Annotated in this window: 17 protein-coding genes; 3 read left to right on the forward strand and 14 right to left on the reverse strand. The window is 63.5% G+C overall.

The window, feature by feature from the left end:
- Positions 1-50: 50 nt before the first annotated feature.
- Positions 51-1,472, reverse strand: coding sequence for a glutamate--tRNA ligase (gene gltX / locus CCK88_RS04860; protein ID WP_086469375.1), 1,422 nt, complete (start codon positions 1,470-1,472; stop codon positions 51-53).
- A 122-nt stretch (positions 1,473-1,594) separates the two neighbouring features.
- On the opposite strand from gltX, the gene CCK88_RS04865 reads away from it, so the two are divergent.
- Positions 1,595-3,679 (forward strand): ComEC/Rec2 family competence protein, encoded by a 2,085-nt coding sequence (locus tag CCK88_RS04865; protein ID WP_170926354.1) that lies wholly within the window; start codon positions 1,595-1,597, stop codon positions 3,677-3,679.
- On the opposite strand, the gene CCK88_RS04870 is transcribed toward CCK88_RS04865, so the two are convergent.
- The 4 genes from CCK88_RS04870 to CCK88_RS04885 are packed head-to-tail and all read right to left on the reverse strand — an operon-like array spanning position 3,648 to position 8,024.
- Positions 3,648-5,606 carry a beta-galactosidase gene (locus CCK88_RS04870; RefSeq protein ID WP_086469377.1) on the reverse strand — a complete coding sequence of 653 codons (1,959 nt, stop codon included), beginning with the start codon at positions 5,604-5,606 and terminating at the stop codon, positions 3,648-3,650. The two genes, CCK88_RS04865 and CCK88_RS04870, sit on opposite strands and share 32 nt — an antisense overlap.
- A gap of 8 nt (positions 5,607-5,614) precedes the next feature.
- A complete protein-coding gene (locus tag CCK88_RS04875) occupies positions 5,615-6,490 on the reverse strand; it encodes an SMP-30/gluconolactonase/LRE family protein (RefSeq protein WP_170926355.1) in 876 nt (291 codons plus the stop codon).
- Positions 6,487-7,098, reverse strand: coding sequence for a 2-dehydro-3-deoxy-6-phosphogalactonate aldolase (locus CCK88_RS04880; protein WP_086470814.1), 612 nt, complete (start codon positions 7,096-7,098; stop codon positions 6,487-6,489). Before CCK88_RS04880 ends, CCK88_RS04875 begins: the two co-directional genes overlap by 4 nt.
- An 8-nt stretch (positions 7,099-7,106) precedes the next feature.
- On the reverse strand, positions 7,107-8,024 hold the full coding sequence (locus CCK88_RS04885) for a 2-dehydro-3-deoxygalactonokinase (protein ID WP_170926356.1): 918 nt from the start codon (positions 8,022-8,024) through the stop codon (positions 7,107-7,109).
- Between the two features lie 289 nt (positions 8,025-8,313).
- Here CCK88_RS04885 and CCK88_RS04890 point away from each other — a divergent pair, with 289 nt between their 5' ends.
- Positions 8,314-10,122, forward strand: coding sequence for an IlvD/Edd family dehydratase (locus CCK88_RS04890; RefSeq protein ID WP_086469380.1), 1,809 nt, complete (start codon positions 8,314-8,316; stop codon positions 10,120-10,122).
- A gap of 159 nt (positions 10,123-10,281) precedes the next feature.
- Here CCK88_RS04890 and uvsE read toward each other — a convergent pair whose 3' ends face one another.
- Positions 10,282-11,319 carry a UV DNA damage repair endonuclease UvsE gene (uvsE, locus tag CCK88_RS04895; RefSeq protein WP_086470815.1) on the reverse strand — a complete coding sequence of 346 codons (1,038 nt, stop codon included), beginning with the start codon at positions 11,317-11,319 and terminating at the stop codon, positions 10,282-10,284.
- A gap of 291 nt (positions 11,320-11,610) precedes the next feature.
- On the opposite strand from uvsE, the gene CCK88_RS04900 reads away from it, so the two are divergent.
- A complete protein-coding gene (locus CCK88_RS04900; protein ID WP_086469381.1) occupies positions 11,611-12,105 on the forward strand; it encodes a hypothetical protein in 495 nt (164 codons plus the stop codon).
- 598 nt (positions 12,106-12,703) lie between these two features.
- On the opposite strand, the gene lexA is transcribed toward CCK88_RS04900, so the two are convergent.
- From lexA to CCK88_RS04940, 8 genes are all read right to left on the reverse strand, one after another.
- Positions 12,704-13,417: a transcriptional repressor LexA gene (gene lexA, locus CCK88_RS04905; protein ID WP_086469382.1), complete on the reverse strand. Its 714-nt coding sequence runs from the start codon at positions 13,415-13,417 to the stop codon at positions 12,704-12,706.
- Positions 13,418-13,546: 129 nt separating this feature from the next.
- Positions 13,547-14,749: a molybdopterin molybdotransferase MoeA gene (locus CCK88_RS04910; protein WP_170926357.1), complete on the reverse strand. Its 1,203-nt coding sequence runs from the start codon at positions 14,747-14,749 to the stop codon at positions 13,547-13,549.
- Complete coding sequence (gene moaC, locus CCK88_RS04915) at positions 14,746-15,225, reverse strand: cyclic pyranopterin monophosphate synthase MoaC (RefSeq protein WP_086469383.1); 480 nt, start codon at positions 15,223-15,225, stop codon at positions 14,746-14,748. The genes CCK88_RS04910 and moaC overlap by 4 nt, the downstream gene beginning before the upstream one ends.
- On the reverse strand, positions 15,225-16,037 hold the full coding sequence (gene trpC / locus CCK88_RS04920) for an indole-3-glycerol phosphate synthase TrpC (protein ID WP_086469384.1): 813 nt from the start codon (positions 16,035-16,037) through the stop codon (positions 15,225-15,227). The genes moaC and trpC overlap by 1 nt, the downstream gene beginning before the upstream one ends.
- The gene (gene trpD, locus CCK88_RS04925) at positions 16,037-17,056 is read right to left on the reverse strand and encodes an anthranilate phosphoribosyltransferase (protein WP_210189901.1); all 1,020 of its coding nucleotides are present in this window, start codon (positions 17,054-17,056) and stop codon (positions 16,037-16,039) included. The genes trpC and trpD overlap by 1 nt, the downstream gene beginning before the upstream one ends.
- Positions 17,053-17,652 (reverse strand): anthranilate synthase component II, encoded by a 600-nt coding sequence (locus CCK88_RS04930; RefSeq protein WP_086469386.1) that lies wholly within the window; start codon positions 17,650-17,652, stop codon positions 17,053-17,055. Before CCK88_RS04930 ends, trpD begins: the two co-directional genes overlap by 4 nt.
- A 221-nt stretch (positions 17,653-17,873) precedes the next feature.
- Positions 17,874-19,382 (reverse strand): anthranilate synthase component I, encoded by a 1,509-nt coding sequence (gene trpE / locus CCK88_RS04935; protein WP_086469387.1) that lies wholly within the window; start codon positions 19,380-19,382, stop codon positions 17,874-17,876.
- Positions 19,383-19,412: 30 nt separating this feature from the next.
- Positions 19,413-21,287: a peptidylprolyl isomerase gene (locus CCK88_RS04940; protein WP_086469388.1), complete on the reverse strand. Its 1,875-nt coding sequence runs from the start codon at positions 21,285-21,287 to the stop codon at positions 19,413-19,415.
- Between the last annotated feature and the right edge of the window lie 108 nt (positions 21,288-21,395).

A 21,395-nucleotide genomic window follows, 5' to 3' on the forward strand; every position in this document is an offset into this window, starting at 1 on the left:
ATAGGTGAGTATGACTTATCTATCTGACAGCTCGGCGACAGCCTCGTGTGTCAGGCTGCCGAGCCGATCTGGTCGCCGAGTCGGGCGAGGCTTTCCTCGCGTCCGATCAGCACCATCACCTCGAAAATGCCCGGAGAAACGGTGCGTCCGGTGAGGGCCGCGCGCAGCGGCTGTGCCAGCTTGCCGAGCTTGAGACCCTTTTCTTCGGCCAAGGCACGCATTGCCGTGTCGATAGCCGGCACTGACCAATCGGCAAGGCCCCCTAACGTTTCGGCAATGCTCGCCAGCACATGCTTTGCTTCGTCGGTCAGCAATGCCGCCGCCGCCGCATCCGGGACGATGGGACGAACCGCATAGATGAACTGCGCCAGGTCGATCAGTTCCAGAACGGTCTTGGCCCGCGGCTGCAGCTCGGGCAACGCCGCCAGCACCGTATTGTGGTTGGCTTCAAGGCCCTCGGCATCGACCTTGCGGCCAACTTCCTTGGCCGTCGAGATCATCACGTCATAGAGATAGCGAGGATCTGACTCGCGGATATAGTGGCCGTTGATGTTCTCGAGCTTGACGAAGTCGAAGCGTGCCGCGCCCTTGTTGAGAGCTTCGAGGCTGAACCACTCCACCATCTGCTCGGTCGAGAATATCTCGTCGTCGCCATGGCTCCAGCCGAGGCGCGCGAGGTAGTTTCTGACGGCGGCGGGCAGGTAGCCCATCTGCCGGTAAGCCTCGACGCCGAGGGCGCCGTGGCGCTTGGAAAGCTTCGCACCATCCGGCCCGTGAATCAGCGGGATATGCGCCATCTCCGGAACCGTCCAGCCCATGGCGTTGTAGATCACGATCTGGCGGGCGGCATTGGTCAGGTGGTCGTCGCCGCGGATGATGTGCGTAACGCCCATGTCATGGTCATCGACGACGACCGCGTGCATGTAGGTCGGCGTGCCGTCGGAGCGCAGGATAATGAAGTCGTCGAGGTTCTCGGTCTTGAACACGACATCACCCTGCACATGGTCGTGTACGACGATCTCGCCGCTCAGCGGTGCCTTGATGCGGATGACCGGCTTCACGCCTTCCGGCGCCTCAGCCGGATCGCGATCGCGCCAGAAGCCGTTGTAGCGCGGCGGCTTGCCGGCGGCGCGGGCCTCTTCACGCATCTGGTCGAGTTCCTCGGGCGAGCAATAGCAATAGTAGGCGTGGCCCATCTTGACCAGTTCATGGGCAACCTCGGCATGACGCGATGCCCGGCCGAACTGGCTGATCGGCTCGCCATCCCAGTCGAGGCCGAGCCACTTCAGCCCGTCGATCAGCGCCGTCACGGCCGCTTCGGTCGAACGCTCGCGGTCGGTATCTTCGATGCGCAACAGCATCTTCCCGCCCTGGTTCTGCGCGAAAGCCCAGCTGAACAGGGCCGTGCGGGCACCGCCGATATGCAGATAGCCGGTGGGAGAAGGAGCGAAGCGGGTGACGACCTGAGACATGGCAACCGGGGGATTTGAGGAATTGCGGGCCGTGTGTAGCATAGGGGGGCTTGAGCGCAAGGGCAGGGCGCATGGAGGCGGGGCGACAGGGGACATCGGGCCTGTTGAGGTTCTGGCATCGATTGCACAGCCAGAGCGCGATACCGCGCGCTCCGTGGGATCGCATCGTCCTGGCGATATCCAGCGCGGTGAGCCGGTCCATCGAGCATCGTCGGCTCTTCGTGCTTTTGCCATTCAGTCTCATTGCCGGGCTCGTCCTTTACGCCATCCTGCCGGGCGAACCGTCGCGCCTGCTGTACGGATTTGCCTCGCTGCTCGCGGCTATGGCCTTGCTCGCTGCGCTGTGGCTCGGGTCTCTGACCGCACTGCGATGGTCCGTGCAACTGGCATGCGTGTGGCTCGGCTTCTGCCTTCTGCCGCTTCACGGACTGGCCTTCGGAACGCCAATGCTGGTCTTTCCAGCCTTTGGGACCTACGAGGCCGTGGTCGACGAAGTTCTGCCGGGCGACGCTGGCGCCCAGCGGGTCATCGTTTCGCGTCTGGCGCCGCAGCAGGATGCACGGCCCGTACCCATCAGGCGTGCGCGGATTTTGCTTCCGCCAGACATAGCGCTGGAGCCGGGCGATACGATCAAGGGCGCACTTCGCCTTGCGCCCATACCCGGACCCGTGCTGCCGGGTGCTCATGATGGGCAGTTTCATTCCTATTTTTCGGGCATCGGCGCCTATGGGTCGGTCACGGGTGATCTGGAGCGGCTGCAGCGTGCTGAAGGCTTCAGTGTTGCTCACGCGATCCAGACACTGCGCAACCGCATCGGGAACCGCCTGGCCACGGTTCTCGCCGGCGATACCGCTGCAATCGCCAAGGCAATGGTGGTTGGCGATCAGAGCGGCATCAGCGACGAGACCCGTGACCTGATGGCGGCAGCGGGCCTCGCCCACATCTACTCCATCTCTGGATTGCACCTCTCGATTGTCGCGGGCGGCATCTTCTGGCTGTTGCGGCTCGTCCTTGCTTCGGTCCCCGCTTCAGTGGGCTGGCCGGTCAAGAAAATCGCGGCGCTCGCGGGTATCCTTGCCGCATTCCTCTACCTGCTGTTGGCCGGTGGCATCGACAATGTGCCTGCCTTCCGCTCCACCCTCATGCTGGCGCTGATCTTCGGCGCGGTCCTCGCCGGCCGCCAGGCATTGACCATGCGCAATGTCGCGATCGCCGCGATCGTGATCGTGCTCATCGATCCGGCCAGTGTGTTTCGGCCGAGCTTCCAGCTCTCCTTTGCAGCCGTCGTCGGACTGATCGGCATTTTCGAACTACCCCGGCCTCAGGCCGTCGGCACGTCCGGTTTTCTTCGACGCCTGAGCAATGTCGTCATCGTCACCGCGTGGACCAGTTTCGTCGCCGGTCTCGCAACGCTGTTGTTCTCGGCCTATCATTTCCAACAGACCGCGCCGCTCGGCGTCATTGGCAACGTTCTCGCTCTACCCTTTGTAAGCCTGGTCATCATGCCATTCGGCGTGCTCTCGGTGCTGGTCATGCCCCTGGGAATAGACGCGCCCTTCATCCTCGCCATGGGCTGGGGTATCGACCGCATGGTGGATGTTGCCGCGCTCGTGGCTGGCTGGAGCCAGGGCTGGACCGGTAACCCGTTGCTTGCCGGATGGACGCTCGTTGTCGCGCTCGGGGCGCTGGCCTGGTTCGCTTTTCTCGAGGATCGATGGCGCTTTGCCCTGCCAGCCGCCGCCTCCGTGTTGATCCTGATTTTTGGCTTCCTGCCGAGGCCGGATGTCATCATCGCCGATACGACGCAGGCCATTGCAGTACGCGACGGTGGCGGCATGGGTCTGGCGACCGGGCGGACTGGCAGTTTCGCCGTCGATGTCTGGAGCGATCATTTTCAGACGCCCATCGCCGCCACCCATTCCGGCGGGCATTGCGATGGTGTGGGCTGTATCGTCACGACGCCTGACTACACCATTGCGGTCGCCACCAATGCATCTGCCTTTGCGGAAGATTGCGGTCGGCACGACCTCCTGATCGCCCGCATCGTTCCGCCCGCCTATTGCACTGGCAATGGCCAGGTCATCGGCCAGGCGCAGTTGCAGTCGGGCGGCGTCCACGTTCTCTATTGGCGACCGGGGCAGGGCAGCTTTGCCATCCGCCCTGCGATCGAGACTCTCAATCGGCCTTGGCGAGTGCAGCCACGCTGACCCCTGCCGCTTCGATCTCGGCGCTGCCCAGGACATAACCCGCCTCGTCGGCCGACGGCGTCAGCGTCTGCGCGCGGGCGCCATAGTTGACGTAGACCCGGAACCGTCCACGCGTACGGCAACGCACGCCCGCCGGCAACTGCAGAACGGGCGTATCCGCCTCGGCGATCAGGTAGTCGGCGACCCGCTGGACCAGCGCCTTGTCGCCGCTCGCGGTGAGGTAAAAGAGTTTTCCCTGCGAAACCAGCACCGGTTCGCCCTCTTCGTCTTCCATGACGACTTCGGCATTGCCCACGATCTTCTCGCGCCAGATATGCGTCGACCCGCCGCCCTTTACCGACACCCGAATGCCCTCCGGCAGGCTGTCGACCCGCGCGACCTTGGTGTCGAGCAGGTTTGCGCCCAGATCCGGCCCCAGGCGGTCGGGAATGGCGAAGTTCGCGGTCTTCGAGCCCGAACGTGGCCCGATCAGCAGATAGCCGTCGAAATTGGCCACGGCCTCTCGCAAGGCATCTGTCCACGCCAGGAGTGCGGGGATAGCCACGATGTCGTAGCCCTCGAAACTCGACATGGTCGGTGGTAGCACGTCCACATCGAGCCCATGCTTGCGGAATGCCGCATAGACGCCGCGCACGTGATCGCCATGCCTGAAGCCTTTGGCCTGTGGCTGGATCTCCCATGCCCATTCACTTTCATAGTCGAAGACGACCGCGACCTTGCCCCTGGCGATGGCGCCGTCAAACGTAAGCGTCTTGAGTTCATCGGCCACCTGACGTGCCTCGTCATAGGCAGGCGCGGGCTCGCTGTCCGGCCGAAGCAACCCGGCATGCATCTGCTCCTGCCCGAACGGGGCCTGCCGCCAGCGGAAATACGAGACGACCTCTGCGCCGTGCGCAAACGCTTCCCAGGCCCACAGCCGCGCCATTCCCGGCAGAGGGTCCGGATTGGAATCTGCCCAGTTCACCGGTCCAGGTTGCTGCTCCATGATCCACATGCGGCCGTGCCCGACCGTGCGATAAAGGTCGTGGTGAAACGCGGCATTGTCGGGATCGCCCTGACGCAGGTAGAGCGCCTTGTGCTCCGCCGTCTCGTCGCTCTTGGCCAGATGCCCAATGGGATAGGAGTCCCAGCTCCCGATATCGAGCGTTTCGCCCAGCTTGAAGTGGTCGAATTCGCTGTAGCGGCTCATGAAATTGTGGATCACCGGCAGGTCTGGCCGTGCCGATTTGAGGATCTCATACTGCACCGCGTTGAAATCGGCGACCTGGTCCGAGGAATAGCGCCGGAAATCCAGCTCATGCGCCGGTGCCGCGTCGGTCACGAGCAGATTGGGCAGCTCGATCTGGTCGAACCGGTTGTACTCCATCGACCAGAACACATTTCCCCAGGCGACGTTGAGCGCGTCGATCGAGCCGTACTTTCGCTCCAGCCACAGTCGGAACCCATCAAGCGCGGCCGGAGAATAGGAATAGGTCGTGCCGTGGCAGCCATATTCGTTGTCCGTTTGCCAGCCGGCCAGGGCAGGGTGGCTCGACAGGGCCTCTGCAAGAATGCGCGTGATCCGCGCGCAGTCCTCGCGATAGCCCAGATGCGAGAAATCGTAATGGCGCCGCGAACCGAATCCCTTGCGCCGGCCGGTCTTGTCCACTGCCAGCATGTCCGGATGCTTGTCGATCATCCAGCGCGGAGGCGTTGCCGTCGGGGTCCCGACGATCACCTTCAGCCCGTGCCGCCCCAACACATCCATGGCGCGGATCATCCAGTCGAGCCGGAGATCGCCGGGCGAAGGCTCCAGCCGCGACCAGGCGAATTCACCAATGCGCACGTAGCGAATACCCACCTCGGCCATGCGCCGCGCATCGGTCTCCCACCAGTCCTCGGGCCAGTGTTCGGGATAGTAGCAGACGCCGAGGGTGGGACTGATCATGGGAAGGCTCAGAGCTTGATTTTCGCTTCGGGAAGGCCGGCAATGTCGAGGTCGATGTAGAACACGCCACCCGCCACCTTTTCGGCAGCCAGTTGCTCGGGCGACATCGTCTTGTTTGCCGTCGTGAGGAACAGGCGCTTGAGGTCCTTGCCGCCGAAGGCAGGGCAGGTCACCTGGCTCACGGGGACGTCGATCATGCGATCGATCGTGCCATCGGGCGCATAACGGATTACGCAGCTGCCGCCCCACCGGGCATTCCAGAGGTAGCCCTCGCTGTCGACGACCGCGCCATCGGGATATCCGGGATGCTCAGCCACATCGGCAAACACCTCCCACTCCCCAATGGGCATGCCGGTCTCGGGGTCGACGGCGCATTTGAGGAATTTTTGGTCCGGCGTATCGGTCCAGTAGGCGATGCGACCATCAGGCGAAAAACAGGTGGCATTGGGAATCGCGGCGTTACCGATGATCTTGGTGAGAACCCCGCTGCGGTAATGGTAGACAGCGCCGTCCTTGGGGCCCTCGTCCTTGACCATTGTGCCGATCCAGAACGCGCCCGAGGGATGCACGCGGCTGTCATTGGTCCGATTGGTTGGAACGTCGCGCTCGATATCGATGATGTCACTGGTGCTGCCGGTGCGCAGGTCGAACCGCTTGAGGCCGGTTTCCGTCGCCAGCGCCAGCGTTTCGTCGTCGACGATCGCGGCAGCCGCCACGATTTCGTCGAACGCCCACTCATTCTGGATGTCGCCATCAGCAGTCGCAGCGAACAGCTTCTGGTTATTGATGTCGAACCAGAACAGTTGCTGCCGGCCGGGGTGCCAGAACGGGCCTTCGCCCAACGCGCATTGGCTGTCGACGAGAAGTTTTGCTGTTTCGCTCACTTGGAGGCTCCACGATCGTATGATTCCACGGCGAGGCGTGCGCGTTCGGCGACGTCGTCGACGCTCATGCCCGGCTTGAAAATGTAGGTGCCGAGCCCGAAGCCGGTGCAGCCTACGGCGAAGTATTCGTGGAAATTGTCAGGGTTGGCGCCGCCCACCGCATAGACGGGCAGGCTGGGCGGCAGCACCGCCTTCATCGCCTTGATGCCTTTTGATCCCAGCACTTCTGCCGGAAAGAACTTCAGTCCGGTCGCGCCCGCGCGAATGGCGGCAAAGGCGTCCGTCGGCGAGAATACGCCCGGATAGGACTTGAGCCCCAGTCGCACGGTTTCCGCGATGACCTCGGGATTGGTGTCGGGCGAAACGATGAACGTCCCACCTGCGGCGGCAACGGCGCGAGCATCCTCGGGAGTGAGCACGGTTCCGGCGCCGATCTCGGCCCGGTCGGACAGCGCGGCCGCGGCCCGGCCAATGCTGTCTACCGCATTGGGCGAATTGAGGGGCACCTCGATCAGCGTGATGCCTGCGTCCACGAGTGCGGTGCAGACCGGCACGGCTTCAGGCGGGGTGATGCCGCGCAGGATGGCGATGATGTGACGATGGGACACGATGAACCTCAAGCGATCGATGCCCGTGCGGCTTTGAGGCCGGCAAGGACGACTTCGGTGGAATCGACGACGCGGCCCGTTGCGCCGGCCATGGCCAGCACGCGGGCGTAAAGGGCGCAAAGCCCGGCAGAACCGATCAGTGGCACGGGGTCGGTCCCGATCTGGCTCCGGTTGGCCGCGATTTCGGTGCCGATCAGCAGCCCGGAAAGAAAGCCGGCGCACCAGTCCGGCGTCCGGCCCGACAACAAGGCCGAGGCGCGTACGCGGAACAGTTGGCCCAGCAACGCCTCCGGATGATCGAGACCGGCGCGTGCACCTGCCTGGAAACCGGTTTCCCGTTCCGGCCCCTCGAGCTCGCCGACCAGCGAATGTCGCAGCACGGAATGCGTTTTCAGCAGCTCGAACATTTCCCCGGTCATGGCCGTCGAGAATGTCGTGATCCGCGTTCCCTCGAGCTGCGCCCATTTGGAATGCGTGCCGGGCATGCAGACCAGCCCCTCATATCCAGGCGTCACGCTGGCGAGCCCCAGGAGTTGGGTTTCCTCGCCACGCATGACGTTCTCGCCGCCTTCGCGCTGGCAGACGCCGGGCAATATCGACACGCGGAACTCGGTACCGGGAACCTCGGGGTGCACGGCACCGCGGCCGAGGTCGCTGAGATCCGTCGGCGCGTCGAGATAGGGGGCCTCCAGCCAGCCCTGGCGGGCGCCGGCCATGCCGCAGACCACAATGTCGGTAACGGTCGACGGTGGAGCCAGCTGTGCCAGGACGGCCTGCAATGCAGCCGGAAACTGCTCGCGCGCAAGTTTTCCCATCCCCTGGTCGGACGACGCCGTCGACACGACCTCGCCTCCGGCATCGATGCCCCAGGAGCGAAGGTTGGAGGTTCCCCAGTCCACCGCGATCCATGAAATCGTCTCAGTCAATGCAGTCCTCATTTCCACCAGGTCGATTTTGGGCGCGACCGTAATGCCCGGCCACGCGCGTGGCCAGCCCGATTCCACGGTGTTTCGATTACCGCAAACCCCCGCGGTGAACCCGTCCCGGGGTAAGTTCGACCACCGCCTGAGACAGATTTGCCGATTATAGACGAGACGGGTCCACTATTTGTATGATTTTTTGCTCCGGACCCATTCACACTGGGCCTCGACATGCTAGAACAGCGCCACCAAGGCCCTCGATCCGCAACCTGGCGGATAACCAAGGAACAGGCAAATGACTGCAGACAATGGCGCCAACGGCGGCCGCAAGCTCCGCTCGCGCGCGTGGTTCGACAATCCTGACAATCCGGATATGACCGCGCTTTACCTCGAGCGCTATATGAATTTCGGCGTCTCGCGCGAAGAACTGCAGTCCGGCAAGCCGATCATCGGCATCGCGCAGACCGGCTCCGACCTCAGCCCATGCAACCGCCACCACATGGTTCTGGCCGAGCGCGTGCGCGAAGGGATTCGCGAAGCCGGTGGCATCGCCATAGAATTCCCGGTTCACCCGATCCAGGAAACCGGCAAGCGCCCTACCGCTGGCCTTGATCGCAATCTCGCCTATCTCGGCCTTGTCGAGGTTCTGTACGGCTACCCGCTCGATGGCGTCGTGCTGACGATCGGCTGCGACAAGACCACCCCCGCCATGCTCATGGGCGCTGCCACCGTCAACATCCCGGCGATCGCATTGTCGGTCGGCCCGATGCTGAATGGCTGGCACAAGGGTGAGCGCACCGGGTCGGGCACCATCGTCTGGAAGGCCCGTCAGCTCCTCGCCGCCGGCGAAATCGACTACCCCAAGTTCATCGAGCTGGTGGCGTCTTCTGCACCCTCGACCGGCTACTGCAACACGATGGGCACGGCCTCCACCATGAACTCGTTGGCCGAGGCTCTCGGCATGCAGCTTCCGGGCTCTGCCGCCATTCCCGCGCCCTATCGCGATCGCCAGGAAATGGCCTATCGCACCGGCAAGCGCGCCGTGGAAATGGTGCACGAGGACCTGAAACCCTCCGACATCCTGACCAAGGAAAACTTCCTCAACGCCATCGTGGTCAATTCGGCCATTGGCGGCTCGACCAACGCGCCGATCCATATCAACGCCATTGCCAAGCATATTGGCGTCGACCTTGAAATCGACGAGTGGCAGGAGCATGGCCTCAGGGTTCCGCTGCTGGTCAATCTCCAGCCCGCCGGTGAGTACCTGGGCGAGGATTACTATCACGCCGGTGGCGTGCCCGCTGTCGTCAACGAACTGATGACCCAGGGTCTAATCCACGAGAACGCGCCGACGGTGAACGGCAAGACCATCGGCGAAAACTGCCGCTCCACGGTCATCGAAGACGACAAGGTCATTCGTCGCTTCGACAATCCGCTCAAGGCCGAAGCTGGTTTCCTCGTGCTGCGCGGCAACCTCTTCGACAACGCCATCATGAAGACCAGCGTGATCAGCCAGGAATTCCGCGAACGCTATCTCAGCGACCCGGCTCATCCCGGCATGTTCGAGGGCAAGGCCGTGGTCTTCGACGGTCCCGAGGATTACCACCATCGCATCGACGATCCGTCACTCGAGATCGACGAGCATACGCTGCTCTTCATGCGTGGCGCCGGCCCGATCGGCTATCCCGGCGCTGCCGAGGTCGTGAACATGCGGCCCCCGGCCTACCTCATCAAGAAGGGCGTTTCCTCGCTTGCCTGTATCGGCGATGGACGCCAGTCGGGCACGTCGGGTTCACCCTCCATCCTCAACGCGTCCCCCGAGGCGGCTGCGGGCGGCAATCTTGCCATTCTCAGGACCGGCGACAAGGTGCGGATCGATCTCACCAAGGGTGAGGCTGATATCCTGATTTCCGACGAGGAGATCGCCACCCGCCGCGCCGCGCTGGAAGCCGAAGGGGGCTATAAATTCCCCAAGCACCAGACCCCGTGGCAGGAAATTCAGCGCTCGCTCGTTGGCCAGTTGGGCGATGGTGCCATCCTCAAGCCCGCCCAGAAATACCAGCGCATCGCCCAGACCGAAGGCCTGCCGCGCGACAACCACTAAGCTCAACACGCAATGACAAAACGCCGCCGGCCACCCCGGCGGCGTTTTCACTTGGGTGACCGCTGAGATTGAACGCGGTTCTATCACACACACCGGTGTCACTCCGGCATATGCGGGAGCCCATGCTCGGTCATCACAGTGAATTTGACCTCGCCCAACCTACTCCCCGCCTGCTACAAGCAATGAGGCCTCCTCGCCATCCAGCGCATCCTGCTGGGCATCAAAAAGCCCGAAGCGCGCCGCGACATCCGGCGCGTACCGTACCAAGTCCGGCCGCAGCCGGATCAGCGCCAGGTCCTTTGCTTTCGCTTCGACCATCACATCGAATTCCAGCCCCTGCGCGATCCGCATGAAGGCGATGAATTCGAAGGGCTGCACGAAATCTGCATGCCCGGTCCAGACCGGCGCGATGTTGACGATTTCCGTCTTGCCGGTCTTGCGGTTCTTGCGGCTCAGCTGCCGTAATTCGGTTCGGGGTGACGAAAAGTGGATCTTGGGCCGCGTGTCGCCTGGCCAGGTGCGGAGCATGCGCTCCAGCGTCTCGCGCAAATCCAGCCCCTCTTGATTGAGACACCAGAAATGCTGGTGATCGAAAATCAGTCGAACGCCCGTCGCTTCATGAATATGCAGCACGTCCGCACAGGAAAACCGCAGGTCGTCATTTTCCAGCACCAGCCGCCGCCGCACCGGCTCGGGCAGGGTCGGCCAGGTTTCGATCCAGCGCTGGCGGGCTGCGATCCTGTCGTCGTAGACCCCGCCGACGTGAACCACCAGCACTGCCTCGGGGCCCAGTTCCATCAGGTCCAGCATCTCGGCCTGGCTGGTGAGATCCCACACGCTTTTGCGCACCAGTTCCGGGTCGGGGCTGTTGAGCACGATGAACTGGCTCGGGTGGAACGAGAGCCGCAATCCCTGCTCCCGCGCCCTCAGCCCCAAGGCGGCGAGGTCGGCAGCGCAATCGTTCACCATCGAGTGGAATTGCGGCATGTCGGGGTGGGTCGCGTAGGGTGCCAGGTCCGACGACATCCGGTACATGCCGATCTCGTGCTTGGCCAGATAGTCGAATATTTCGGCGAGGTATCCGAGCGATACCCGCAGATGCGGGTTAGACTGCGCGCGTCTGGCGTCGTTGCTCTTGAGGGCCGGATTGCCGAGCACCTTGACCGGAAACCCGAGCCTGAGCGGACCAGAAGTCATTGCGCGTTCCTCCATGATGGATGAATGCCGCAACCAAGCGAGCGTTCCTGAGACACGCTTTAGTGCCCCGAAAGTAGAGCGTCCTCCCACTCAGGCCGGTGGTTCCAAAGATGCTGTCGCAAGGCAGCAATCGGTCAATCGCACTACGGTTCCGCGCATTCTGCTGACGTCACCATTGGGCATGTCTCGCGCATGTCTCAGAGAAACAACCGCGGCTGACCCCAAAAAAAATCGCCTGGCGACAGCATCACCTTCAATCTCACCATTGACGGCTCGACCAGGCAGGTCATCATGAACAAGACGATTGCCGATGCCGCATCCACCAGCAATGACGGCGATCTCGACACCATCGGTGAATTCCGCGCGGCCATGCAGGCTGCAATCGTGGCAGTCGGGTTCGACGCCACAAGCTTCTCGCTGACCGACAACGGCACCGAGATCAAACTTCAGTCCACCTCGACTGGCCCGAATTCTGAAATCAACTTTGCGGGCGGCTGGGTTTATGACGATGGAACCAGTGGCGGCACGTTCGATGCGACCACCACGGGCTTCGGGGATCTTGCTGACGCGGGTACCAATGCCGCGACTGCCACGATCACCATCGGCGACGGCACCAACACCACCGGCAACATCGTCCTCAATGGCGATGACCACGATACGCCCGAAAAGGCCAGGACACGAAGTTGCGGCGGCGCAAAACGCAGACCCCAAGCCGTTCCAGCTTCAAGCAGCCTGCCGCTTCGTTGCCAGATCCGACGCCAAACTCACCGACCACGTCTCTCGTGACACATCGCGGAACCTGCTTCTTTTCGGCCATGCCGACTGTCGCCTTGCGGACGGGCATTCGCCTTCGCGCTGAGCGCCGTCGGCGTTTACCTGAAAGCCCGCAGCACGCTTCCAGATTGAACGCTGCTCCTCGCAAGTTCACTCGGTGGCCCTGACCGGACACGGCTCCCGGCGCAAGCCATACCGCGAGGTCGCTTGGAACCCACGGGGTGAACTCGCACCGATCTAGAACGGTCCCACATCGCCACCGCCATACGTAAGTCGGTAGTCCATGCCATGCACCCGCGACAGTCAGCGCCACAAGCAAGCGTGGGATCCATATCGCGAGATCGCTTGGGAATCCGCGGGGTGAACTCGTTCAGAGACTGAACTGTCCCTCATCGCCACCACTGGACGTGTCCCGGTGCTCTATGCCGCGGTGAATGGGGATTGCCGGGACAAGCCCGGCAATGACGCAAGTCGGGACACGAACGGCCCCGATTTACCGCTTCACACCATCCGGGCGACGCCAGCGTCAGCCCGGATACCTGCTCGTCCCGCCAAGGCGCGAACTTGCCACGTCCTCCGACATGAGGATCGTCCGCGTGCCGCCGAGATATCAGTACTTCCTGAGAAGCCCAACCAGCCGGCCCTGCACCTTCACGCGGTCAGGGGGGAAGATCCGCGTCTCATATGCCGGATTTGCCGCCTCGAGCGCCACGGTATCGCCCTTGCGGCGAAGTCGCTTCAGCGTTGCTTCCTCATCATCGACGAGCGCTACGACAATCTCGCCGGTGCCGGCTGTTTCCTGCTTCTTGATGACGACAGTATCGCCATCGAAAATGCCGGCTTCGATCATCGAGTCACCTCGCACTTCGAGCGCATAGTGATCGCCCGCCCCCAGCATTTCGGGCGGCACCTGGATCGTATGCGTATGCTGTTCGATCGCCGAGATCGGCGTGCCAGCGGCAATACGGCCCATGACGGGAATAGACACCGGCCGCGCATATTCTTCCGTGGCGATGCCGCGTACCGGAGTTGCGCTGACCTTGCCCAGGCTCCCCTCGATCACCGAAGGCTCGAACCGCGCCTTGCGGCCACCCAGCGACGGGTTCATCGAATCCGGCAGCTTCACCACTTCGAGGGCCCGCGCGCGGTTCGGCAGGCGGCGGATGAAGCCGCGCTCCTCCAGCGCGGTGATAAGGCGGTGGATGCCGGACTTCGACGCCAGGTCCAGCGCGTCCTTCATCTCGTCGAAGCTCGGGGGAATGCCGCTTTCCTTCATCCGTTCATGGATGAACATCAGCAACTCATGTTGTTTGCGTGTGAGCATTGGCCCGTTGACCCCAGAATCGGAACATAGACGGAACGACAATACATGTTCCATTTATGTTCTGCAATGCCCGCGGTGGCGGAGGATTTTTTTGGGAGCCGACAAACTGGCGCGCGGTCCCGACGGAGTTCAGAAGGCGTCGATCGGAATGGCGGCGACGACAGCGCCTGTGGGCTGGCCCGGATCATGCTCCGGCTGCACGATGAGGAGGTCCGCGGCCGCGAGGGACGATGTATGGCCGCTATCGGTCTGCGCGATCGGCTCTGCGGCGGGCCCGAACGGGGACTGCACCAGCCGCGCGCGCATGAAATGGCGTCGGGCGGTGTTGGCAGGCGTGGGCGAGGCGAGGGGCAACCTCCAGTCCGCCGCGGCCGAGTGACCGAGCCACGCGCGCAATGCCGGCTTGATGAACGCTGTCGCTGTCACCATGGCCGAAACCGGATTGCCGGGGAGGCCGAATACCAGCGTCTTGTCGCGCGTGCCGAACATCAGCGGCTTGCCCGGCCGCATGTTGATGCGCCAGAAATCCAGCGAAACGCCCAGGTCCTTGAGCACGTCCTGCACCAGGTCATGCTCGCCCACCGAGGCGCCGCCGGTAGTGATGAGGATATCGGGCGCATCCGCGAATGCTGCCTCGAGGCGTGACCGCAGGACGACGCGGTCGTCCGAGGCGATGCCGTGATCCACAATGCGTTCGGCATAGGGCTGCAGCATCGCAGCAAGACCGAAACTGTTCGATGCGACGATCTGGTCCGGCTCGAGCCGGTTGCCGGGCAGCACCAGTTCGTCGCCCGTCGCGAGGAGCGCGATCCGCGGCCGCCGCGCGACGGCCAGCGAGGCCGCATTCGCAGCCGCCGCCACTGCGATCTGCATCGGCGTCAGCCGTGTGCCCGCCGCCACCAGTACCTGGCCGACGGCAAAATCGTTCCCTTTCAGGCGGACACTGTGACCCGGCCGGGCAGGGGCTGTGAACCGGACCCGATCGCCGTCGCGCACCGCCTCTTCCTGCATGATGACGGTATCGGCGCCACGAGGCACTGGCGCGCCCGTGAAGATGCGCACCGCCTCCCCGGGGCCCACCGTGCCACTGTAACCCGAGCCCGCCTGCGACGTCCCGATCACCTTGAGCACGGCATCGTCGCATACGTCGGTGGCCCGCACTGCATAGCCGTCCATGGCACTGGCGTCGAACGGAGGCTGGTCGTGGCTGGCCACGAGGTCCTGCGCAAGCACCCTCCCGACCGCTTCCTTCAGCGGCACGTGCTCGATCACGACGGGCGGAATATGGGAAAGAATGGCTTCGAGTGCGGCTTCGACCGGGAGCAGGCTCATGCGTCGCGCCTGAAGTCGCCGGATTTCCCGCCCGATTTTTCCACCAGGCAGATGTCGGAAACCACCATCGCGCGGTCCATCGCCTTGGCCATGTCGTAGAGCGTCAGCGCCGCGGTGGACGCTGCCACCAGCGCTTCCATTTCGACGCCCGTCTGCCCGGTCGTCTCGGCCGCCGCCAACACCAGGATAGCAGTCTCGCCATCGCCAACGATGTCGACACTCACCTTGGTCAGCGCAATCGTATGGCACAGCGGAATGAACTCGCTGGTCTTCTTGGCGGCCATGATGCCGGCGACTCGCGCCACCGCAAGCGCGTCGCCTTTTTTGAGCGCACCCCCCAGGATCGCCGCAATGGTCGCGGCTTCTCCGCTGATCCGGGCCTGCGCCACGGCCCGTCGCCGCGTAACCGACTTGTCACCGATATCGACGATATGGGCCTCGCCCTTGTCGTTGAGATGGGTGAGGCGCCCGCTCATCAGCGGACCGCCTCCGGCATCCCCGTGAGCAGGGTCCGGGTCGCCGCGGTCACGTCGTCCTGGCGCATCAGGCTCTCGCCGACCAGGAACGAGCCCACATTGCAGCGCTCGTCAAGCATCCGCACATGCTCATGGGTGAAGATCCCGCTCTCGCTCACCAGCACCACATCCGGGGGCAGGCCGATCGCAAGGTTCACCGTGGTCTCGAGCGTGGTCTCGAAGGTGCGCAGGTTGCGGTTGTTGACGCCGATGAACTTGACATCCAGGGCCAGCGCCCGATCGAGCTCGAGCTGATCGTGCACTTCCACCAACGCATCCATGCCCCATTCCTGGGCTGCATCGAGCAGATAGCGGGCCACGTCGTCTCCCACCGCTGAAAGGATGACGAGGATGCAATCCGCCCCCCAGGACCTGGCTTCCGCCACCTGGTAGGTCTCGAACAGGAAATCCTTGCGCAGAACCGGCAGCCGCGTGGCGGCGCGGGCCTCGATCATGTAGCTCGGCGATCCCTGGAAACTGGGCCTGTCGGTGAGCACCGAAAGACAGGTCGCCCCGCCGATCTCGTAGGCGCGCGCGATCTCCGCCGGATTGAAATCTTCGCGGATCAGCCCCTTGGAGGGACTGGCCTTCTTCACCTCGGCGATAAGAGCATATTCGCCCCGCGCCCGCTGGTCCTTGATGGCCTTGAGAAACCCGCGCGGCGGCGGCTGGTCATGCGCTTCGGCAACGACCTCGGCCCACGGGCGCATGCTCTTGGCAGCGGCGATTTCCTCGCGCTTGTAGGCTTCGATCTGCTTGAGAATATCGGTCATCAGCCGTGTCCGTTCGATACTGCGACAAGGCGGGCCAGTGTCGCCTTGGCCTTGCCGCTTTCCAGTGTGTCGCGGGCCATGGCGATCCCGTCTTCGATTGTACCCACCTTGTCGGCCACCAGCAGGGCCGCGCCGGCATTGAGCAGCACGGTATCGCGGTAGGCTCCGGACGCTCCGTCGAACAGCGCCACGATCGCCGCCGCATTCTCCGCCGGTTCGCCCCCGAGCAGGTCCTTGGGGTCGGTGAGGTCCAGGCCCACCTGCTCAGGGTGCAATTCGAAGCTGCGCAGGTCGCCATCGACGATCTGCGCGACGAAGTTCGGCCCGGATGTGGACAGCTCGTCGAGCCCTTCGCTCGAATGAACCACCCAGGCCTTGACCGCCCGGTTGGCGAGCAGTGCCGCTGCCACCGGCTCCACCCATTGCTGCGAGTAGACGCCGAGCAGGTAGCGCCGCACGCCGGCCGGGTTGGACTGCGGCCCGAGCAGGTTGAACAGCGTCCGCACGCCCATTTCGGCGCGGGCCGGGCCCACATGGCGCATGGCCGGATGATGGTGCGGCGCGAACATGAAGCCGATATTGGCCTCTGCAATGGTCTTGCCGATCTGCTCGGGCGTCAGGTCCAACCGCACCCCGAGTGCCTCGAGTGCCTGCGACGAACCCGACCGCGACGACAGCGCCTTGTTGCCATGCTTGGCCACCGGCACGCCTGCTGCCGCCACGAGGATCGCGGTCGCCGTGGAAATGTTGAGGCTGCCCACCCCGTCGCCGCCCGTGCCGACGATGTCGATGGCATTTTCGGGCGCCGCTACCGGCACCATCTGCTCGCGCAGAATAGAGACCGCGGCGGCGATTTCGCCCACCGTTTCGCCCTTGATGCGCATGCCCATCAGGAAGGCGCCGATCTGCGACGCGGTTGCTTCCCCCGCCATGATGATGCGCATCACGCTGCGCATTTCCTCGCCGGTCAGGTCCTTGCCGTCGGCGATCTTGTTGAGTGCCTGCTTGATGTCCATCACGCGGCCTTCTTTCCGTTGAAGTCGCGGGCAATGTTGAGGAAATTCTGCAGCAGGGCGTGTCCGTTTTCCGAGGCGATGCTCTCGGGGTGGAACTGCACACCATGGATCGGCAGCGTCTTGTGCTGCATCCCCATGATCAGGCCATCGTCGGTGGTGGCGGTCACTTCCAGCACGTCGGGCAGGGTGTTGGCCTTGACGATCAGCGAGTGGTAGCGCGTCGCTTCGAAGCCCGCATTGAGCCCGCGGAAAATGCCTTTGCCGTTATGATTGATCGTGCTGGTCTTGCCGTGGAACAGGCTCGGGGCGCGCACCACCTCGCCACCCAGCGCCTGGCCCATGGCCTGGTGGCCCAGGCACACGCCAAGCATTGGAATGGTGGTCTTGAAGCGGTCGATCACCGCAAGGCAGATGCCGGCCTCGTTTGGCGTGCAGGGCCCCGGCGACAGCACGATCGCCTCGGGCGCCATGGCAGCAATTTCTTCAAGCGTAATCTTGTCGTTACGCTTCACGATGATATCGGCGCCCAGTTCCCCGAGGAAATGCACGAGATTGTAGGTGAAGCTGTCGTAATTATCGATGACGAGGGTCTTGGTCATTCTCTTTGTCCTCAGAAGGCTGTTTCCAATCACCGGGTCATTCCCGCGAAGGCGGGAACCCCAGTCTCAGAACCAGCCTCGCCATCGAAGTGCAGACCTCTCCCAATAGTCACCACCGGGCTTGTCCCGGTGGTCCAGGCGATGTGGCAAAATCCCGTGGATTGCCCGGACAAGCCGGGCAATCACGATGGAGGACGACAATGTCGAAACGGCCGAACCCATCACTGCCCAACTCCCGCTTCCCCGGCATAGCGTAGCGCTTCCTCGGCCGCGCTGAAAAGGGCGCGCGCCTTGTTCTCGCATTCGAGCTGCTCCAGTTCAGGCCTGCTGTCGGCGACGATGCCGGCGCCGGACTGCACGAACAGCTTGCCGTCCTTGATGATCCCGGTCCGCAGGACGATGCAGGTATCCATGGCCCCGTCGGCACCGAAATAACCCACGCAGCCGCCATAGATACCGCGTCTCGATTTTTCGAGCTCGTCGATGATTTCCATGGCGCGAACTTTCGGTGCGCCCGAAACGGTGCCCGCGGGAAAGCCTGCCGAAAGCGCGTCCACGAAGTCATGTTGCGGATCGAGTACGCCCACGACGTTGGAAACGATGTGCATGACGTGGGAATAGTATTCGAGGAAGAACTTGTCGGTCACCTTGACCGTGCCGGTCTTGGCCACGCGACCCACATCGTTGCGCCCGAGGTCGAGCAGCATCAGGTGTTCGCTGAGCTCCTTGGGGTCGCTCAGCAGTTCGTCGGCCAGTTCCTTGTCGCGCGCAGGCGTCGCGCCGCGCTTGCGCGTCCCGGCGATCGGGCGGATCGTCACTTCGCCATTCTGCACCCGCACCAGGATTTCCGGGCTCGATCCGGCGACCGCGAAGCCACCGAAGTCGAAGAAATACATGTAGGGGCTTGGATTGGTGCGGCGCAGCGCCCGGTAGAGCGCTGTGGGTGGCAAGGTGAAATCGGCCGAGAAGCGCTGGCTGAGCACCACCTGGAAAATGTCGCCGGCAGTGATGTACTCCTTGGCCTGCGCCACCATGTCGAAGTACTCGTCCTTCGAGGTGTTGCTGGTCACCGCGATCGAGCCCAGGTCGGGCAGGGGAGTGGTCGCCGGCATGGCTCGTGACAGCCGCGCGATCGCGTCATCGATACGGCTTTCCGCGGCCGCCAGCGCCTGCGCTGCAGTCACGCCCTCCCGCACATACACTGGCGCCGTGAGGTAAAGTTCGTCCTTGACGGTGTCGAACACGGCCAGCAGCGACGGGCGCATCAGCACCGCTTCCGGGGTCTGAAGGTCATCCGGATTGCCGTTGGGCAACACTTCCATGTAGCGGACCATCTCGTAGCCGAGATAGCCATAGATACCGGCCGACTGCGGTGGCAGGCCCGCAGGCATGTCGATCCGGCTTTCCGCCACCAGGTTGCGCAGGGCTTCAAGCGGCTTGTCATCGAGCGGCGAGAAGGCGTCTGGCGCGGTCTGGGCCGTCCGGTTGATCGATGCCTTGCCGTCCTCGATCTTGAGGATCAGGTCCGGCAAAAGGCCGATCATGGAGTAGCGGCCCCGGGTCGTGCCGTCCTGTACGCTTTCGAGCAGGAAGGTGTGCGAGCGTCCCGCAGCCAGCTTGAGATAGGTGCCGACAGGCGTTTCCAGGTCCGCCACGATGCGACGCCAGACGAGTCCAGACTTTCCGGCATCATATTGCGCGGTAAAGGTCTTGGAAAAGTCGTCGTCCATTTGGTCTGGTTCCGTGGTTACGCCCGGCCGTTATTGGCCGAAATTGTTGACGAGCAGCTGGTTGAGAGCCTGCTGGTTGATCCTGAGCCCTGCATCGTCGCGCACCGCCGAAACAAATTCGGAGCGCAGACCGGCCCTGGTGTCGGCATTGAGGTTGTCGATTGCCGTCTGTTCGAGCGGGGTGGCGGTTGCTGCCGCATCGACCACCTGGAAGACCACCACATCGCCCGCCTCTGTCACGGCGTGTCCGGCATGGTCTGGGCCACCGGCGAACACGGCGGCAGCCAGGGTCGCGTCGACAAGGCCATCATCCGAGCCGAAACGGGTAAAGGGTGAACTGATCTGGGGCAGGGCATTGATCTCGAAGCCGATGTCGGCCAGCGCCTCGCCTGCGTCCAGTCGGCCGACGATTTCTTCGCTCTTGGCGAGCAGCGCATCATTGGTGCGCTCCTCGATCAGGGCCGCTTCGACTTCGTCGCGAACTTCGTCGAGGGTCTGGTCGCGGGCCGGTGCAATCTCTTCCAGGTCGAACCAGACATGGGCGTTGCCGGCCAGTGGAATCGCAGGGATCAGGCGATCCTGCGAGGCAGCGAAGATGGCCTGCGCCACGCGCGAATAATCTTCTGCCGCTAGGTTCGGCAACACCGACAATTCGCTGCCGCCGGCAGTGACTGCGGCGTCGTAGACTGGCAGGCCAAACCGCTCGGCGATCTGTTCGATCGGCTGGAATGCCGCGCGCAGCTCTTCGATCTGGTCCAGCACGTCATTGATTTCGGTGCGTGCCTGCGCCTGGCCCAGGCGCTGTACGATATCGGCGCGCGCCTCCTCGAGGGTCGGCTCGCGGGCAGGCTCGATTTCGACGATATGGATGGCGCGCTTGCCGCCGACGCCGTCGATCACGGCATACCCGTCTTCCTCGAGGCCGAAAGCGGTCGATGCGAGGGTCGAGTCGGTGACCTCCGACTGCGCCAGGGTGCCGATGGTGGATGGCGTTAGCCCGGCCTCGGCGATCAGCGTGCCGAAGTCCGTGCCATCAGCCAGGCCGGTCTCGAACTGGCTCACCAGTTCGGGAGTGCCCAATGCAACCTGCTCGATGGTCCGGCGCTCGGGCGTCGTCAGCGATTCCTTGCGGGCTTCGTATTCGGCGACGATCTCGTCTTCGCTCACGGTCTTGGTCGCGGCGAGCGAGGCAAGGGAGAGGTCGAGCAGCTTGACCTGGCGTGTTTCCACAGTGCGGAACTCGGCCTGATGCTCGGCGAGATACGCGGCCAGTTCTTCCTCGGTGGGCGCTGCCGGCGCTTCGATACTGGTGGCGCTGAGCGTGATGTAGTCGATGGTCCGGGCAGCCGTCGCATAGTCGCTGATGAGAGACGATGCCACGGCCGGCATGTTAGTCTTGGCAAACAGCGACTGGACCAGCTGGTCCCGGCGCGCTTCCTTGGCGCGCGCTGCAAAATATTCCGCCTCGGTCCATCCCGCGCTCTGCAGCACCTGGGTGAAACGCGACGCGTCGAACGTGCCGAGGGTGCCTCCAAACGAGGGATCCTGCCGCAGCATCTGCGCCAGCTTGGCCTCGGAGACGCCGAGGTTGAACTGGTCGGCCAGCGTATCGAGCGCGGCGCCTTCCGAAAGCGCCAGCAGCACGGCGGTCGGAATGCCCATTGCTTCGGCCTGGCTTGCGGTCGGCATTGAGCCCATCTGCTGGGCGATGGCGCCGGCCTGGCTCTGGTAGGCGCGCAGGAATTCGCGGGAATTGATTTCTTCGTTACCGACGCGCGCAACGGTGTTGCTGCCCAGGTCGACGATCACGTTGTTGATGCCGAAGCCGGCGACACCCACCAGCAGGAACGCCCCCATGATCTTTCCCGGCCAGGATTTTGCAAAGCCACGCAAACCATCAAGCATCTGAAGCGTTCCAGTTTCGGGTCCGACCCTTTACCGAGAAGGCGAGGGCAGACTAGTAAGACAAATACGACAGCCGGGGTTAGGGCAAACCCCTCCTCGGCGCAAGAG

Source organism: Devosia lucknowensis (assembly GCF_900177655.1).
Classification (GTDB): domain Bacteria; phylum Pseudomonadota; class Alphaproteobacteria; order Rhizobiales; family Devosiaceae; genus Devosia; species Devosia lucknowensis.